The sequence below is a fragment of the Phytohabitans kaempferiae genome (assembly GCF_042433955.1).
In the GTDB taxonomy this organism is placed as follows: domain Bacteria; phylum Actinomycetota; class Actinomycetes; order Mycobacteriales; family Micromonosporaceae; genus Phytohabitans; species Phytohabitans kaempferiae.
The window spans coordinates 1-16,265 of sequence record NZ_JBHLUH010000017.1 but is presented as its reverse complement, the minus strand read 5'-3'; the positions used below and the strand labels follow the sequence as shown (position 1 = coordinate 16,265).

Genomic DNA, 16,265 nt, shown 5'->3' with positions numbered 1-16,265 from the left:
TCAGACCCCTCTCGCCGACGCCGGTGCCACCCGGGCGAGCACGATGTTGACCAGCAGGTTGAAGACCACGACCAGCACGATCGAGACGACCAGCACGCCCTGGACGGCGGGTACGTCGCCGCGCTGGGCCGAGTTGGCCGCGAACTGGCCGAAGCCCGGCATCCCGAAGATCGCCTCGGTGACGACCGCGCCGCCGAGCAGGTTCGGGAACTTGAGGCCGAGCACCGCGAGGGACGGCCCGATGCCGTTGCGCAGCACGTGCCGGAAGAAGATCCGTCGCGGGCTGAGGCCGCGCACGACCGCGCCGGTCACGTAGTTCTCCCGGTACGCCGCCACGAGCCCGGCCCGCAACTGCCGGGCGACGTCGGAGACCGTGTCGAAGCTGAGCGCGATCGCCGGCAGCGTGATGTGCGCGAGCCACACGCCGAGTCCCCGCTCCGCCGGCGAGTAGCCGGCGGAGGGGAACCAGCCGAGCCCGACGGCGAAGACGCCGACGAGCGCGATGCCGACCACGAACGACGGCATGACCGAGATGAACGTCATGAAGCCCGTGATGGCGCGGTCCACCCAGGTGGTCCGGCGCAGCGCCGCCAGGACGCCGAAGCCGAACCCGAACACCACGCCGATCACCAGCGCCAGCCCGGCCACCGAGAGGCTGATGGCCGCCCCCTCGACCAGCAGCCGGGAGATGTCCGCGCCGTTGTACCAGCTCTTGCCCAGGTCGCCGGAGAGCATGTCGCCGAACCAGTCGAAGTACTGGGTCAGGAACGGCCGGTCCAGCCCCCACTGGTGCTCGATCTGCGCGATCGCCTCCGGCGTGGCCGACTCCCCGAGCTGCATGCTCGCCGGGCTGAGCCCGCTGAGCGCGCGCAGCGCGAACGTCACGAACGTGGCGACCAGGAAGACCGGTACGAAGATCGCGACCGAGCGGGCGAGGATGGACAGCGCCTTCCACGGTGCCTTTCCTGCTCGCTCGCTCACCGTCGTCGTGGGCGGGCGCCGCCGGCCACGCTCACTCACGATGCGTCAACCCTCAGCCCGGTCCAGTGGATCTGACCCGGGATCGGGGTGATCTCGGAGACCTTCTTGCTCTTCACGAAGATGTTCGGCTGCGAGTACGTGAAGACCAGCGCCCGGCTCTCCAGCCCGGCCCGGGTCGCCGCCTGGAGGTTCTCCTCGTAGTCGGGCGAGTCGAGCGGTGTGCCGCGGGCCACCGACACCGCCTGCTCGAAGCCCTCCGGCTGGTACGGCGTGCTCAGGTTGAGCGGTCCGTTCGGGCCGAAGTGCGCGGTGAGCGTCTGCACCGGCGACTCACGGCCGGTCGTGCCGTACAGCGAGAGCGTCAGGTCCTTGGCGAAGAACGGCTTCTCCCAGTTGGGGTCGACCTTGATGGTGATGTCGAACCCGACCGCGTTCAGTTGCGCCTGGACGATCTCGGAGGCGGTCGCGTACGTCTGCCCGGCGATGACCAGGTCGAGCTTGATCTGTCCGGGCGCGTAGCCGGCCTCGGCCAGCAACTGCTTGGCCCTCGCCGGGTCGTACGGGTACCGGTTGGCGGACCGCTGGTCGTAGGCGAGGTACTCGGGCGGGAAGGGCTGGTCGGTCGCCTTGCCGTGGCCGAACGTGACCTTGTCGACGAACTCCTGGCGGTTGACCGCGTGGCGCACCGCGTCGACCACCTTGGGGTTCGTGAACGGCTCCTTGTTGACGTTGATGCTGATGTTCGAGGCGTTGAAGCCCGGCTGGAACACCACGTCCAGCCCGGCCGCCTCGGCCGCCTTGACCTGGCTGGCGGTGAGGTTCGCGAAGTCGTACACACCGGTCTTGAGGCCGGAGACGACGGTCGCGGCGTCCGGCGCGGTCTGGAGTTCAACTCGGTCGATGTGGATGTTCGCGGCGTCCCAGTAGTCCGGGTTCTTCTTGAGGTACACGTGCGAGCCCGGCACCAGGTCGGTGACGACGAACGGGCCGGCGCCGACCGGCCACTGGTCCAGCTTGACCGGGTCCCGGGCCGCCTTCGGGCTGGTGATCTGCGCGACCCGCTCGCCGAGCAGCAGCGGGATCTGGTGGTCCACCTGGGTCAGCTGGATGACCACGTCGAGTTCGCCCCGCGCGGTCACCGACCCGATCGAGGTGAGGTCGCCGTCGAGGGCGGAGTTCTCCTGGTTCTTGGCCCGCTCGAGGTACGCCTTGACCGCCGCCGCGTCCAACGGCTCGCCGTCGGAGAACTTCAGGCCCGGCCGCAGGTGGAAGGTGACCTCGTCGCCCTTGTCGTTGTACTCCCAGCTCTCCGCGAGGTTCGGTACGGCCCGGCCCTGCTCGTCGATCTCGGTCAGCGACGCGTACGCCAGCGACAGGATCCGGAACTGCGCGCCGCTGCCGCTCACCACGGGGTCCCAGTGCGCCGGCAGCGTGACCGCCCAGCGCAGCGTCGACTCCCCGGCCGCCCCGCCGCTCTGCCCGGCGCAGGCGGAGAGGGCCAGGGTGACCGCGGCGAGGACGGCCCAGGTCTTCGTTCTCATCGTCCCGCTCCCGTCGCGGTCAGGCGCGCGGCCGTGTGGACGTTCTCGGGGATGGGGAGGCCGAGGTTCCCACGGAGCGTGGTGGCCTCGTACTCGCTCCGGACGACCCCGCGCTCGCGCAGGATCGGCAGCACGCCCTCGGTGAAGCGGGCGAACTCGCTCGGCGCGTTGACGGTGACGTTGATGCCGTCGAAGGCGCCCGCCTCGTACCACCGCTGGATCTCGTCGGCGACGGTGCGGGGCGAGCCCACGAAGGGCGAGCGCCGCGAGTCCAGCACGTGCCGCACGGTCTGGCGGAGCGTGAACCCGTTGTCGCGGGCCAGCTTCTTGATCCGCTCGGCCTGCGTACGGAAGCTGCGGTCGCCGATGTCGCCCACCTCGGGGAAGGGGGCGTCGAGGTCGTACTGGGAGAAGTCGTGCCAGCCGAACGGGCGGCCGAGTTCCTTCAGCGCGCGGTGGAAGTCCTTGCCGCTTCTCAGTGAGCGTTCCTTCTCCCGCGCCTCCTCGTCGGTGTCGGCGAGGACCAGGCTGATGCCGGGGACGATGAGGACGTTCTCCGGGTCGCGCCCCTTCGCCGCCGCGCGGGCGCGGATGTCGCGGGCGAACGCCTGGCCCTGCTCGATCGTCTGGGCGTGCGTGAAGATCGCGTCGGCGATGCCCGCCCCCAGGTCGCGCCCCTCCTCGGAGTCGCCGGCCTGGAAGATGACCGGCTGCCCCTGCGGCGAGCGCTGGATGTTGAGCGGCCCGACGACGGAGAAGTGCTCGCCCACGTGGTTGAGCGCGTGCTGCCGGGACGGGTCGAAGAAGACGCCGCGCTCCTTGTCGCGCGGGAACGCGTCGTCCTCGTACGAGTCCCAGAGCCCTCGCACGACCCGCACGTGCTCCAGCGCGCGCCCGTACCGCGTGGCGTAGTCGTAGTGTTCGGCGCGGCCGTAGTTGCCGGCGGTGCCGCCGTCGCCGGTGGCCACGACGTTCCAGCCGGCGCGGCCGCCGCTGATCACGTCCAGCGAGGCGAGCCGCCGGGCCACGTTGAACGGGTCGTTGTACGACGTGGTGAGCGTGCCGACCAGCCCGATGCGCGAGGTGTGCACCGCGACCGCCGAGAGCAGCGTGAGCGGTTCGAGCCGGTTGAGGTAGTGGTTGGGCGAGTCCGGCGTGATGAACTGGCTGTCCACAATGAACACGTGGTCGAACCTGGCCGCCTCGGCTTCCCGGGCGCGCGCGATGTACCAACGGATGTCCACGCTGGCGTCGCCGGGGATCTCCGGGTCGAGCCAGGTGGAGTGCTGTCCCGGCCCGCCGACCCCGAGGAGGACGGCGCCGAGCTTGAGAGTTCTACGGGTCACGATGACAGTGCCCTTCGTTGACGACGACGGATGGACGGGAGCGGACGCGCGGCATCGCGCGTGGACGCGCTTCGCGCGCCCCGCTCAGGCGTGATCCAGACGGAACGGGGTGATGTATGTCGACGCCCTCAGATCACGGGCGCGCGGGAGGAAAGATCGAGGGGGGTCAGCGACAGAGGGCCGCCGCGCTCCGACCGTAGTCGAGCCAGCGGCGACTGGTCAGCATCACTGCGGGTCGCCGGCTCATGTACCCGAGTATGGGTCCGGGTCAAGCGGCTTGTCCAACGAAAGATCGTGATGCAGATCCATTACCGCAGCTAATCTAATTCCTAGTAAACTGATAGGCATGAGCAGGAATCTCGGCATCGTTCCGCTGCGGAGCTTCGTGGCCGTCGCGGACTGCGGCGGCTTCCAGCGCGCGGCGACCTCGCTGCACCTCAGCCAGGGCGCCGTGAGCCAGCACGTGCGCCGGCTGGAGGAGGCGCTCGGCCGGACCCTGGTCGAGCGGGAGGGGCGCGGCTCCCGGTTCACCCCCGATGGCGAGGCGCTGCTCGGCCACGCCCGGCGGATCCTCAGCCTGCACGACGAGACGCTGCGCGAGTTCGGCGTGGAGCCCGGCCAGACGCTGGTGATCGGATCGACCGAGCACGCCGCCGCGCAGTTGCTGCCGGAGCTCTCCGCGTCGCTCGCCGCCACGTTCCCGCAGTGCCGCATCCGGTTCCGCATCGACCGCGGCGCGCAGCTCCGGTCACGGCTGGCCGACGGCCGCATCGACCTCGCGCTGCTGCTCGGCCCACCAGACGAGCCCGACGCGTGCACCGTCGGCGAGCTGGACCTGACCTGGTACTCAGCACCGCACTGGAGCCCGCCGGCGCGAGGCGAGCCGGTCCCGCTGGTGGCCTTCGACGCCCCGTGCGCGCTGCGTACGCGGGCGCTGGAGACGCTCGCCGCGCACGGCGTACCGGCCGAGGTGGGCTGCGAGGCGGCGCACCTGGCGGGCGTCCAGGCCGCTGTGCGCGCGGGCCTCGGCATCGGGCTCATGGCCACGCTCGGCAAGAGCCCCGACGGGCTGGTGGCCCGCGACGACCTCCCGCTGGCCCGGCCCCTGCCGCTGTCGGTGTCGCCGCGCCGCGGGCTCCCCGCCGACCTCGCCGAGGGCGCCGCCACGTCACTGACCCGCCTGCTGACCCGTCCGCGCACCTCGCTCCTGGGAGCCGCCTGATGCCCGCCCTGCACATCCCCGCCGATTCCGCGGGCGACGCCGTCCGTACCCCGAGCGGCGTACTCCTGCCCACCGACATCGACCCGTTCCACCGGCGCCTGCACCGGATCGCGCCCGCCGGTCTCGTCGGCCAGACCTCGCAGACCTCGGGCATGCGGCGGCTGGAGGCGATCAGCGGCAAGACGGTCGGCGCGCGCCACCTCTGGATGGGCCAGACACACGTGCCCGGCGCCACGAACTCCGGCAACCACCACCACGGCGCCTCGGAGACCGCGATCTTCGTCGTCTCCGGCACGCCCGCCTTCGTCTTCCTCGATGTCGATGGAGACGAGCCGGTGGAGACGCGGATCCAGACCGGGCCGGGCGACTACGTGTTCGTCCCGCCGTACGTGCCGCACCGCGAGGAGAATCCCGACCCTGAGACCGAGGCCGTCGTCGTGATCGCCCGGACGACCCAGGAGGCGATCGTGGTCAACCTCGACGCCCTCGACTGGTCCGAGGTCCGGCTGGAGTGATCAGCGGCCAATGCGCTCCCAGATGATCCGTTCAGAGATCTGGGCTACCGCGATGTCCGCCGCGGTCAAGGCCGCCGCTCCCGCAGCCGCACCCTCCGCCGTCCACAAACCCCTGTCCCCGCCGGCGGCGCCGAGGGCTCCGGCGCGCGGGCGTCGCGCGGAAACGGACGGACGCTACGCGTCCGTGGCGAAAAGTTGACCCTATGGGGTGAACTTTCGCCACGCACAGGCCCGACCTCTGTGGCTGGAGCGGTCGTGCACCTCAGCCCTGGAACGGATCCGTTAGCTCAGGTGGCGCTCCAGGGCGGCCAGCGGGCCGTCCCAGTCGCGGGCGAGCGCGGCGAGAAACTGCTGCGCGACCTTCATGGGCGCGGAGTCGAGCCGGTAGCGGACCCGCCGCCGCTCCCCCGGCTCGGCCACCACCAGGCCCGCCTCGGCGAGCAGGGCGAGATGCTTGGCGATCGCCTGCCGCGTGATCGGCAACTGGCCGGCGAGGTCGGTCGCGGTGGCCGGGCCGCCGGACGCGAGCGCGGCGAGGATGCCGCGCCGGCTCGGGTCTGCGAGGGCGGTGAAGACCTCCTGCGCCACCGCCTCCGGGTCAGGCTTTTCCATCGAGGTATGCGACCAGCTCACCCAACTCGTGCGTCCAGCCCTTGGTGTTGCCGGAGTATGCCTTTTCGTGCGTGTCGGCGTCGGGCACCTGCGCGAACCCGGTCTCGACCATCGTGAGTGTAGTGCCGGCGCCGGCGGGCTCCAATGTGAACTCCACATAGGTGCGTCGCGGATCGCCCTCGGGAAGGCCGAAAATGGACCAGCTGTAGGCGAAGACGCGGGGCGGGTCGAGGCGCTCGATGGTGAGCGTGGCGGTGTCGCCGCTGTCCCAGGTGAGCTTTGCCAGGCCACCGACCTTCAGATCGACCTCGGCGCTGTTGCCGAACCAGGTGCCCAGCCCTTCGGCGGTGGTGAGGGCCTGCCAGACCCGCTCCGGCATGTGGGCCAACTCGAGTGTGCGCTCGATGCGGTCGGGGAATGCCATGACGTCTCCCTAGTAGCAACCGTTCAGTTGCTACCCAAATTAACGAAACCAATCGGTTGCGTCAACCCTACGCCTCAGCCTCGCCGGGCCGGCCCCGCAGCCACTGGATCAGCTCGACCGTGTTGCCGTCGGGGTCGCGTACGAGGGCCGCCCGCACGCCGACGCCGTCGAGTGTCGCCGGCGGGAAGAACACCGGCACGCCGTCGCCCTCCAGCGTCTTGACCGCGGCGTCGACGTCGTCGACCTCCAGCGCGAAGTGGCGGTAGCCGGGGATCTGGTACTCCTGCCGCGGGTCCTCGGCGACCTGGTGGTGACCGGCCTTCTCGCCGTCACCGATGATCTCCATAAAGAACGTGCCCTTGCGCAGGTAGCACATGCGGGCACCGGGCAGCATGTCCGGCGCGGTCCACTCCTGCGCGAGGCTGAAACCGAAGTGGCGGCAGTACCAGCCCACCGTCTCGGCATAGTTCCTCGCGATAATGGCCAGGTGGTGGAATCGGTAGTCCTGGGTCACCGGTGATGCCTCCCTCGACGCCCCACGCCGGGGGCACGCCTGGCCGGGCTGGTCCCGCACACCTAACCACAGTGGACACCGCGTCGCGGCCACCCTTCCCGCCGGCGTCCACGGCCGGCCGTGGACGCGGCTGGTACCGCGGCGACTGCCACGTGCACTCCGCGCGTTCCAACGGCGGGGAGCTGACACCGGCGCAGCTCGCGGCCGCCGCCCGCGCGGCCGGGCTCGACTTCATCGCGATCACCGAGCACAACACGACCGACACGCACGGCGCCTTCGGCCCGCTCGCCGGCGACGACCTGCTGGTGATCCTCGGGCAGGAGGTCACCACACGCACCGGCCACTGGCTGGCGCTCGGCCTCGAGCCCGGCCAGGTGGTCGACTGGCGCTACGGCATCCGCGACGGCGTGCTCGACCGGCACCTGGCCGGCGTGCGCCGGGCCGGAGGGCTGTGCGTGGCCGCCCATCCGCACGCGCCGTACCCTTCCGGCGCCTTCATGTACCCCTATGAGGGTTTCGACGCGGTAGAGGTGTGGAACGGGCTGTGGCGCTCGGACCTGCCGTGGGGCGCGGACAACGAGGCGGCGCTCGCCGAGTGGGGACGCGGCCTGCCCGCCGGCGTCCACGGTGGACGGTGGCGGCCGGCGATCGGGGCCAGCGACGCGCACCTGGCCGGGCAGATCGCCACGCCGCACACGGTTGTGCTGGCCGAGGAGATGAGCGCCGCCGCGCTCCTCGACGCCATCCGCGCGGGCCGGGCCTGGATCGCCGAGTCGGCCGCCGTCGGCCTCTCGCTCACCGTCGCCGCCGGCGGTCGCGACGCGGGTATCGGCGAGCGGCTGCCGACCCGCGGCGAGCCGGCTACGGTACGGGTCGAGGTGCGGGGTGTGCCGTCCGGCACGGTCAGCTTCCACACCGAGCGGGGCAGAGTACACCGCGCGGCGCTGCCCGTCGACGGCTCGGGCGCCGTCGTGTGGGCGACGAGCGCGGCGGAGTCCCTGTTCGTCCGCGTCGAGGTACGCCACGCCGGCGGCCACATGGCGGCGCTGACCAACCCGGTCGTCCTGCGCTGAGCCGGGCGTCCCGGTAACGCCACACCGCCCCCGGACGCTTGTCCCTGCGTACGAGTGGGCGTTTCGGGCGGTGGTATGCCCGAAACCGGGAGGGATCAGGCATATGGCGGAGCAGATCGGAAGCGGCGGCCACCGCAGCGTGGGCGACCTGCTGGCGACCGAGGGGCGGCTGCCGGTCGAGCGGGCGGCGGCGATCGCCGAGGGGGCCGGTGCGGCACTCGCGGCCCTGCACACCGCCGGTACCGCGCACGGCGCCATCAACCCGGGCAATCTGCTCATCGGTGACACGGGGGCGGTGACCCTGCGAGCCGTCGACGTGACCGGGCCGGCCGACCCCCGCGCCGATCTGCACGCCCTGGGCCACGTGCTGTACGCGATGCTGACCAGCGGCGATCCCGCCTCAACCGGGCAGCCGTCGCCCCGCGCGCTCCGCCCCGACGTTCCCGCCGAGCTTGACGAACTGGTCCAGCGGATGCTCGCCCCGCGCCCCGAGGAGCGGCCGGCGAGCGCCACCGAGGTACGCGCCAAGCTGACCGCCATCCGCCTCGCCTCGGCCCCGACCGCGCTGATCCCACGCACGCTCCCGGCCCCCCGGCACCGCAAGCCCGCCGTCCCGCCCGCCTGGCTCCCCCACTGGGTCACCGGCGAGTGGATGCGGCGGTGGTGGATCAGCGTGGTCTCCACCGCGGTCATCCTGGTGACGGCGGTCACGGTCACGCTGGTGCTCACCGGCCGAAACCGGAGCGAGCCGGCGAGCGCGGCGCCGGTCGGGGTCGGGGTCGAAGTCGAGATCACCGCGACACCGGAGGAGGCCACGGCCGCGCCCACGACGCCGCCTCCATCCCCCAAGCCCGCCCCCACCAGCGCCAAACCGGCCGGTCCGATCGACCTGCTCGCCGGCTACGCCTCGGCCGTGGAGGCGCGCATGGCCAGCGGTGACCTGAACGAGAAGGCCGGGAAGGAAATCCTGCGTACGCTCGGCGACGTCGCCACGGCGGTGCGGGACGGCCACAGCGACAAGGCGGTGAAGCGGCTCCGCCAGCTCGACCGCCGGCTGGCCGACCTGCGCGAGGACGGCAAGCTCAGCGCCGCCGGCCACGACGCGCTCGATGTGATCGACCGCATCATCGCGACGATCCGCTGACATCAGGTTCGCGGCGGCGCGGCATCGGGTACTGCGGGATGGTCCCCCCAGGCAAGGAGGCCATCATGGGTATCGGAGCAAGCGTCTTCCTGATCGCGCTCGGCGCGATTCTCGCCTTCGCGGTCAACGCAAGCGTCGGCGGGCTCGACCTCGACGTGGTCGGCTGGATCCTCATGGGCGCCGGGCTGCTCGGCCTGGTCGTGACGATGATGATCTGGGGCAACCGCCGCCGGGCCGTGGTCACCGAGGAGCCGGCGACGTACCGCCGGGTCGAGGAGCCCGCGACCTACCGCCGGGTCGAGGAACGCCGGGACGCGCCGCCGCTGTGACCCGCCAGATCGTGCCGGTGCGACCGCGCTCAGCCGTCGCCGTCCGGCGGGAGGTGGTCGCGCCACCGGGTCAGGCCGCGAAAGTGCTGGCTCAGCACGGTGTCGTATGCCTCGGAGCGGGCCACCTCCCGCAGCGTGATCCGACCCGCGAGCACGTCGCTGGCGAAGCGGCGCAGTTGCGGGTCGCTCGCGCCCGCCTCGATCTGGCGCAGCCCGTCCAGCAGCACGCGAGCGGTCTCCCGGTCGCCGCCGCTCATCTCCACGAGCTCCTCGTAGGCCGTCATGGCACTCCCGGGTGGTCGTAGGGATGTTCGGGCAGCGACAGTGACTTGAGCCCGCCGAGGTCGGTCATCCCCAGCACCGCGCCGGCGATGGCCGTGAGCGCGGAACCCGCGTTCCGGATGATGCCGGTCGCCTCGTCGATCAGCCCCCAGATCCGGACGACCTGCGAGGCGGCGAGCGTGCCGCCGGCCCAGGCGCCGATCCCGGTCCAGCCGAGGAACGTACCGATGCCGGCGCCCACCCCGCCGACCATCGCCGCGTCGGTGATGCCGGTGATCACGCCTGCGACCTGGTTGGCGAAGAGCCAGTTGCCCCGCGCCGCCTCCTTGTACTGCCCGGCCAGCTCCCGCAACGCCCCCTGCGCCGCCACGCACGCCACCGACACCTCGGTGAAGTAGGCCAGCGCGCTGCTCGCCGCGTTGCCGCTCCAGTGGCGGGCGATGTCGTCCCGGGCGAACCGGATGTTGTGGGCCACAGAGCCCAGGCACTCGCCGAGGTTCTCCAGGGCGATGCCGTACCGGGCGAGCGCCCGCCAGTCACCGAGGAACGGCCTGGTCATCGACCCGATCGCGTCGAAGCCGAGGGTCTCCTTGAGCAGCCAGTTCAGCCATGAGGCGGGGCTGACCAGCTCGAAGACCTGCACCGGGTCGACGTACCCGTCGCCGATCCTGGCCTCCGGCTCCCCCGGGTCGTCCAGATTCGAGCGCGGGTCGTGCCAGGCGTTCAGCGGCGAGTACGGGGCGGGCGGCCCCGGTCGCAGCGGCCCGTACAGCTGCGGCGCACCCTCGAAGGTCTGGTCCAGCTCGGCCGCCGAGACCGCGTCGGTCTTGACGTAGTACCCCTCGGCGAAGCGCAGCTCGAACGCGGACTTGTCGAGCAGGAGCTCGAGGTGCCGCATCGCGTCCTCGACCTCGCCGGACGCCTTGTCGTGGGCCGACCGGAGCAGGCCGATCAGCCCTTCCTCCTGCCAGCTGAAGTCGGCGTAGTCGCGGATGTACCGCCGGCCGGCCGCGACGTCGAGCCCCAGGCCGTGGATCCGGGACGCGAACGCACCAAGGGCGGCCGCCTCGACCTGCATCGAAACTCCTCGCGTCGGCACGCGGACATGGTTTTGACGACGGTAACCACGGCCCGGGACGTCCGGTGTCGGGTGAACACCCCACACCGCCCTCAGAGGAGCGCGCGCACCTCGGCGGCGAACCTGGTGCTCTCGTGGAGGTGGGGGAAGAGGCCGGTGTGCGGGTAGATCCGGCACTGCGAGGTCGGTACCAGGCGGTGCAGCCACATCAGGTAGCCGGGCTCGGGCGGGTCGCCGAGGACGGTCAGGTGCGGCGTGTCGATCCGGCGCAGCGCGTCGTCGACCACCTGCTGCACCTCGTGCGGCTCGCGGTCGGTCATCCACTCCAGATAGTCGGCGAGCAGGCCGGCGTCGGGGTGCGGCACGACGAGATCGCGGTACGCGCCGGGAAGCGCGTCCAGCCGCGCCTGCGGCAGTACGCCGCGCAGGTTGCCGGTCTCGCGCAGGGCGCCGGCCAGCGGGCGTACGTCGAGGCTCTGCGCCACGGTGACCACCGCGTGCACCCGGATGTGGGCGGCGAGTACGCAGGCCAGCAGCGCGCCGATGGAGTGGCCGACGACGACCGGGGCCTGTCCCCGCCCGACGCCGTCGACGAGGCTGGCCAGCTCGGCCACCAGCGCGGCCGGCGGGTAGCCGCTGCGGGCCGGGGAGTCACCGTGGCCGGGGAGGTCGACGGCGATCACCGTGGCGTGGTCGGCGAGTTCGGCGCCGGCCGGCCACCACATGCGGCGGTCGTACACCGGCCCGTGCAGCAGCACCACGGGCCGGCCGGTGTCACCCCACACGTCGTACGTCCACGTGCCGGCCGGTCCGAGCCACGCGCGCGGTACGCGGCGCGGCGGCCGCGGGTTCCTGCCAGTTACGGTCATCGATTCTCGTTCCTGCGGGTCGGGAACCGGTGGCTCGCGGCGGCACCGGTCCGGGAGCGGGTCGATCGCGCACGTCGCTCACCGGCGGGGCGGCGGTGCGCCCGCCAGCGGGGTGCGCGGCGTGAGTCAGTAGGTGGGCGGCGCGTGCGGCGGGCTCAGTGCCGCCAGACCTGGAGCAGGGCGCGGTCGACGCTCCGCTCCGCCTCCCGGCCGGGCTCGGGCGGTTCGGCGGTGACCGGCCGGGCCTCGCCAGCGGGCCGGTGCGGCTGCGCGGCGGCGGTCTTCGCGCTGGTCTGCCGGGCAACCTGGTGGCCGGCGGTGTACGCCCCACAGCCGGGCTCGCTGGCCGGCAGGCCGCGGTCGACGCAGGTGACGGCGGGGGCGGCGGTGGTCGCGGAGGCGGTGCCGGCGGGCGCGGCGGCGCCGTGCGGTACGACGATCGCGTGCGCCGTGTAGAGCAGCACGCCGAGCGCGATCAGCAGGCAGCCGGGCCACCAGCGATCGACCCGGGGCCGCACGACCAGCAGTCCGCCTCTCCTGTCCCAACCGCCGCGCGGAGAGCGGCGTACGCCGCCAACCTATCCCACGGCCGTGGGCTAACACGGATGGCGGAGCCGATGGTATAGACGAGGGCACGCAGTGTGTGTCGGGCGAACAACCCACATTTGTTCACCCAGGAGACGGCTCGTGGCGCTAGGGTGCAGCCGCCGGATCCAAATGATCGAGGAGGCGGTGAGGCGACGTGCCGGGCGTCGGGGGCGAGTCCGAGGCGTTGCTGTCGCGCTACGGGCGGCGCCTGGCGGCCGGCGTCCGCGTGGCGATCTTCGGCCCGGTCGCCGTGATCGGGCTGCTCCGGGCGACCGGGGAGCACGCCGCGCCGACGGCCGTGGTGGTCGCCGGAGTCGCGGTGTGGAGCGCATACTACGTCTGGTGGCTGCTGCGGCGCACCGGCCAGTGGGCGACGGCGGTCGACGTGGCGGTGCTGGTCCTGGTCTGCCTGAGCATCTTCTGGACCGACGCGGCGGCGCAGAGCAACGTCGGCTGGATCCGCCTGCTGGTGAGTTTCGCCTGCGTGGCGTACCAGTGGTACACGCCGCTGCCGCGGGGCATCGCCGCGACCGGGGTCCTCGGCGGCACGCTGCTGACCGTCGTGCTGGTGACCCAGCCCGCCTCCGACGTCGTCAACGCGGCGGTCGGCGTCCTGGCCTTCGCCGCGCTGTCCCGCACCGCGTGGACGCTGGTCATGCGGGGCGCCCGGAGCGCCGACCGGCTGGCGCTCGACGCCGAGCGGGCGCGGAAGGCGCAGCGGGTCGCCGCCGCGGTCCGGGCCGACGAGCGCGAGCTGGTCAACGCGCTGCACGACACGGCGGCCACCACGCTGCTGATGGTCGGCAGTGGCCAGGTGCGGTCCGGCGACGGCTGGCTGGTGCCACGGGCCCGGCGCGACCTGGAGATGCTCCGGGCGTACGGCGAGCAGGCGCCCGCCGAGGCCGACCTCGTGCTGCTGCTGCGGGAGGAGGCCGACGCGGTCAGACAGCTCCCGGTGCGGTTCGCCGGGCCGGCCGACCTGCCGGTGCCGTACCGCGTGGGGCGGGCGGTGGCCGACGCGGCGCGGGAGGCGATGAACAACGTCCTGCGGCACGCCGGCGCCGAGCAGATCCACCTGCGGCTGAGCGGTGACCCGCGGCGGCTGCGGGTCGAGGTCGCCGACGACGGCCGGGGCTTCGAGCCGGATCGGGTACCGGCGACCCGCCGCGGCCTGCGCGACTGCGTGCGGGGCCGGCTGGCGGCGGTCGGCGGCACGGCGCGGGTCGCGTCCCGGCCCGGCGCGGGCACGACCGTCTCGCTGGAGTGGCGCGATGAGTGACGATCCCCGGGACGGCATCGAGCGGGCGACCCGGGCCCAGCTGATGTCCCGGCTGCGGGTAGGCATCCTGGCCGCGGCCTCGGGCGGCCTGCTGCTGCTCTGCCTGCCCAACATGCTGCGCGATTGGGAGCTGTACGAGCCGGCCTGGGCGCAGGTGGTGGCATACCTGATGCTCGCCGGCGTCCTCGGCGTGGAGGCCGTGCTGGTGGTCCGCGGGCGGCTCTGGCCGGCGGCGTGGCGGTGGCCGGCGGTGGGCGTGGTGGTGCTCGCCTCGGTCGTCTCCTACACGGCCCTGCCGTACGGCCACGCCGCCTCCGCCGGTGACTGGATCTTCGGCCAGGCCACCTGGGTCGGGCTCGTGGTGCTGCTGAGCCGGCCGCTCCCCGTGCCCCTCGCCTTCCTCGGTCTGCACTGGAGCATCGCGCTGGGCAACATGCTGCTCTCCACCGACGTCGACCGCACGATGGTGCTCCGCTTCGCCACCGGTTCGGTCGGCGTCATCGGCTACCCCCTGTGCATGGCGGTGACGGCCGCCGCGTTCCGCGGGATCGCCCGCGCGGCGGCGGCCGCGAAGTGGGAGACCGAGCAGGTCGCCGTCGCCGAGGCGGCCGCGGTCGAGTCGCACCGGCGGCGGCAGCAACGCTTCACCGACCTCGACCTGACCGCGCTGCCGCTGCTGGAAGGGCTGGCCCGCGGGCGGCTCGACCCGGCCGACCCGCGGGTCCGGCACGACTGCGCCATCGAGGCGGCCCGGATGCGGCGGCTGTTCGCCGAGGTCGACCACGTACCCAACCAGCTGCTGCACGAGCTGCGGCACTGCGCCGACGTGGCCGACCGCAAGGGCGTGCTGGTGGAGTTGGACGCCCGGGGTCAGTGGCCCGACCTGCCGCTGCCGGTGCGGCGCGACCTCACCGAGGCGCCGCTGACCGTGCTCGCCACGGCCGAGTCGTGGGCCCGGGTCACCGTGGTCGGCAGCCCCGACCTGGTCTGCGTCAACGTACTGGCCGACTGCGGGCCGGTGGAGTTGCCGCGCCCGGCCGCGCCCGGCGTGCGGCTGGACGCGTTCCATACCGAGGAGAGGCTGTGGGTGGAGGTGCGATGGCAGGCGACCGCATCACCGCGGTGATCGTCGATGACCACGCGGCGATCGCCGCGGGCGTCCGGTACTGGTGCGAACGGGCCGAGCCGCCGATCGAGCTGATCGACGCGGAGGCAAGGATGGCAAACGTCTGGACCGGCGCGGGAGCGCTCGCCGACGTGGTCATCTTCGACCTGGAGCTGGTGCCGAAGAATCCGGCCTTCGGCGAGCTGCGGCGGCTCGTCGACGCCGGCCGGCGGGTCGTGGTCTACTCCCAGCACGCCGACAGCCAGACCGTGCTCAAGTGCGTCAACCTCGGCGCGCTGGCCTACCTCACCAAGACGGAGGGGCCAGACCACCTGGTGCCGGCAATCCACGCGGCCGCGGACGGTCGGTCTTACACCGCGCCTTCGCTCGGCGGCGTGCTGGTCTCCGACGACGACCCGAGCCGCCCCCACCTCTCCCAGCGCGAGACAGAGGTACTGCGCGCCTGGTTCGCCTCGTCGTCGAAGGATCTGGTCGCGGCAAAACTCAACATCAGCGTCAAGACGGTCGACACGCACATCGAGCGAGTACGGGTGAAGTATGCCAATGTGGGGCGAGCGGCCCGTACCAAGAGTGAACTCGTCACGCGGGCCCTCCACGACGGGCTGATCACGCTGGCCGATCTGGGTGAGATGCCGGATCCATCGTCGTGACTGTGGGGTGATCACCTGACCCTGTCCGGAGTGGACCCTCCATACCGTGAGCGCGGGCAATCCGCCCATGCTCACAGGAGGTCGCCTTGGCAGCACAGGCATTCCGACCCGGACGAATCACCATTCGACTCCTCGCGGCCGCGCTCGCGGTAGCCGCGCTCAGCATGCTCACGACCGGCACCATCGACGTGGCCGGCACCGCGAAGCCCGCCGCCGCCAACGCCGGTCCGATCGTCGACGACTACCCCTACCGGGGGCAGAGCAGCGGCGTCGACCCGTGGAACTACTACAAAGGACAGTGCACGTCCTTCGCCGCGTGGCGGATCAACAGCCGGCTCGGCATCAACTTCCACAACCGGTATCTCGGCCAGCACTTCGGCAACGCGAACACGTGGGACGACGCCGCGCGGCGGGCCGGCCTCACCGTGAGTTCGACGCCTCGACCGGGCGCGATCGCGCAGTCCGACGGCGGCTCGTTCGGCCACGTGGCGTGGGTCGCCCAGGTGAATTCCAACGGAACAGTGCTCATCGAGGAGTACAACTGGGCCACGCCGACCGGCTACGGCAGGCGCACGGTCTCCGCGTCGAGCTTCGAGTACATCTACTTCGGTGACCTGCCCTCGGTGAACCGGGTCGCGGAGAGTGTCAACGGTGACCGGTACGAGGACCTGGTCGCCGTCGACCCCAACCAG

General features: G+C 72.3%; 19 protein-coding genes. 9 read left to right on the top strand and 10 right to left on the bottom strand.

The window, feature by feature from the left end; translation table 11 throughout:
• From ACFFIA_RS13215 to ACFFIA_RS13205, 3 genes are read right to left on the bottom strand one after another with little or no spacing between them, the layout of a single operon-like run.
• Window positions 1-1,020: an ABC transporter permease gene (locus ACFFIA_RS13215; RefSeq protein WP_377250417.1), complete on the bottom strand. Its 1,020-nt coding sequence runs from the start codon at window positions 1,018-1,020 to the stop codon at window positions 1-3.
• Window positions 1,017-2,522 (bottom strand): ABC transporter substrate-binding protein, encoded by a 1,506-nt coding sequence (locus ACFFIA_RS13210; protein WP_377250415.1) that lies wholly within the window; start codon window positions 2,520-2,522, stop codon window positions 1,017-1,019. The genes ACFFIA_RS13215 and ACFFIA_RS13210 overlap by 4 nt, the downstream gene beginning before the upstream one ends.
• Window positions 2,519-3,868: an NtaA/DmoA family FMN-dependent monooxygenase gene (locus ACFFIA_RS13205; protein ID WP_377250413.1), complete on the bottom strand. Its 1,350-nt coding sequence runs from the start codon at window positions 3,866-3,868 to the stop codon at window positions 2,519-2,521. Before ACFFIA_RS13205 ends, ACFFIA_RS13210 begins: the two co-directional genes overlap by 4 nt.
• A 346-nt stretch (window positions 3,869-4,214) precedes the next feature.
• Between ACFFIA_RS13205 and ACFFIA_RS13200 the strand changes: the two genes are divergently transcribed.
• Together ACFFIA_RS13200 and ACFFIA_RS13195 are read left to right on the top strand one after the other, a co-directional pair.
• A complete protein-coding gene (locus ACFFIA_RS13200) occupies window positions 4,215-5,090 on the top strand; it encodes a LysR substrate-binding domain-containing protein (protein ID WP_377250411.1) in 876 nt (291 codons plus the stop codon).
• Entirely contained in the window at window positions 5,090-5,605 is a 516-nt protein-coding gene (locus ACFFIA_RS13195; RefSeq protein WP_377250408.1) for a cupin domain-containing protein, read from the top strand. The genes ACFFIA_RS13200 and ACFFIA_RS13195 overlap by 1 nt, the downstream gene beginning before the upstream one ends.
• Window positions 5,606-5,887: 282 nt before the next feature.
• On the opposite strand, the gene ACFFIA_RS13190 is transcribed toward ACFFIA_RS13195, so the two are convergent.
• From ACFFIA_RS13190 to ACFFIA_RS13180, 3 genes are all read right to left on the bottom strand, one after another.
• Window positions 5,888-6,217 (bottom strand): ArsR/SmtB family transcription factor, encoded by a 330-nt coding sequence (locus ACFFIA_RS13190; RefSeq protein ID WP_377250405.1) that lies wholly within the window; start codon window positions 6,215-6,217, stop codon window positions 5,888-5,890.
• Window positions 6,204-6,641 (bottom strand): SRPBCC domain-containing protein, encoded by a 438-nt coding sequence (locus ACFFIA_RS13185; protein WP_377250402.1) that lies wholly within the window; start codon window positions 6,639-6,641, stop codon window positions 6,204-6,206. The genes ACFFIA_RS13190 and ACFFIA_RS13185 overlap by 14 nt, the downstream gene beginning before the upstream one ends.
• A gap of 67 nt (window positions 6,642-6,708) precedes the next feature.
• Window positions 6,709-7,155: a VOC family protein gene (locus ACFFIA_RS13180; RefSeq protein WP_377250399.1), complete on the bottom strand. Its 447-nt coding sequence runs from the start codon at window positions 7,153-7,155 to the stop codon at window positions 6,709-6,711.
• Window positions 7,156-7,226: 71 nt separating this feature from the next.
• Here ACFFIA_RS13180 and ACFFIA_RS13175 point away from each other — a divergent pair, with 71 nt between their 5' ends.
• The 3 genes from ACFFIA_RS13175 to ACFFIA_RS13165 all read left to right on the top strand — a co-directional run bounded on the left by ACFFIA_RS13175 (window position 7,227) and on the right by ACFFIA_RS13165 (window position 9,701).
• Complete coding sequence (locus tag ACFFIA_RS13175; protein ID WP_377250397.1) at window positions 7,227-8,228, top strand: CehA/McbA family metallohydrolase; 1,002 nt, start codon at window positions 7,227-7,229, stop codon at window positions 8,226-8,228.
• 103 nt (window positions 8,229-8,331) lie between these two features.
• Window positions 8,332-9,372, top strand: coding sequence for an FIMAH domain-containing protein (locus ACFFIA_RS13170; protein ID WP_377250394.1), 1,041 nt, complete (start codon window positions 8,332-8,334; stop codon window positions 9,370-9,372).
• 65 nt (window positions 9,373-9,437) lie between these two features.
• On the top strand, window positions 9,438-9,701 hold the full coding sequence (locus ACFFIA_RS13165; RefSeq protein WP_377250392.1) for a DUF6458 family protein: 264 nt from the start codon (window positions 9,438-9,440) through the stop codon (window positions 9,699-9,701).
• A 29-nt stretch (window positions 9,702-9,730) separates the two neighbouring features.
• Here the strand turns inward: ACFFIA_RS13165 and ACFFIA_RS13160 are convergent, their stop codons facing one another.
• The 4 genes from ACFFIA_RS13160 to ACFFIA_RS13145 all read right to left on the bottom strand — a co-directional run bounded on the left by ACFFIA_RS13160 (window position 9,731) and on the right by ACFFIA_RS13145 (window position 12,448).
• Window positions 9,731-9,985, bottom strand: a complete 255-nt coding sequence (locus tag ACFFIA_RS13160; RefSeq protein ID WP_377250389.1) for a hypothetical protein — start codon at window positions 9,983-9,985, stop codon at window positions 9,731-9,733.
• Window positions 9,982-11,061: a hypothetical protein gene (locus ACFFIA_RS13155; protein ID WP_377250386.1), complete on the bottom strand. Its 1,080-nt coding sequence runs from the start codon at window positions 11,059-11,061 to the stop codon at window positions 9,982-9,984. Before ACFFIA_RS13155 ends, ACFFIA_RS13160 begins: the two co-directional genes overlap by 4 nt.
• Window positions 11,062-11,153: 92 nt before the next feature.
• The gene (locus ACFFIA_RS13150; protein WP_377250383.1) at window positions 11,154-11,930 is read right to left on the bottom strand and encodes an alpha/beta fold hydrolase; all 777 of its coding nucleotides are present in this window, start codon (window positions 11,928-11,930) and stop codon (window positions 11,154-11,156) included.
• Between the two features lie 155 nt (window positions 11,931-12,085).
• Window positions 12,086-12,448, bottom strand: a complete 363-nt coding sequence (locus tag ACFFIA_RS13145) for a hypothetical protein (RefSeq protein WP_377250380.1) — start codon at window positions 12,446-12,448, stop codon at window positions 12,086-12,088.
• A 224-nt stretch (window positions 12,449-12,672) separates the two neighbouring features.
• Between ACFFIA_RS13145 and ACFFIA_RS13140 the strand changes: the two genes are divergently transcribed.
• The 4 genes from ACFFIA_RS13140 to ACFFIA_RS13125 all read left to right on the top strand — a co-directional run.
• Window positions 12,673-13,797, top strand: coding sequence for a sensor histidine kinase (locus tag ACFFIA_RS13140; protein WP_377250377.1), 1,125 nt, complete (start codon window positions 12,673-12,675; stop codon window positions 13,795-13,797).
• Window positions 13,790-14,923: a hypothetical protein gene (locus ACFFIA_RS13135; protein WP_377250374.1), complete on the top strand. Its 1,134-nt coding sequence runs from the start codon at window positions 13,790-13,792 to the stop codon at window positions 14,921-14,923. The genes ACFFIA_RS13140 and ACFFIA_RS13135 overlap by 8 nt, the downstream gene beginning before the upstream one ends.
• A complete protein-coding gene (locus ACFFIA_RS13130; RefSeq protein ID WP_377250372.1) occupies window positions 14,896-15,573 on the top strand; it encodes a response regulator in 678 nt (225 codons plus the stop codon). The genes ACFFIA_RS13135 and ACFFIA_RS13130 overlap by 28 nt, the downstream gene beginning before the upstream one ends.
• Window positions 15,574-15,659: 86 nt before the next feature.
• Window positions 15,660-16,265: CHAP domain-containing protein (locus ACFFIA_RS13125; RefSeq protein ID WP_377250370.1), on the top strand; the 606-nt coding region annotated here is incomplete at its 3' end.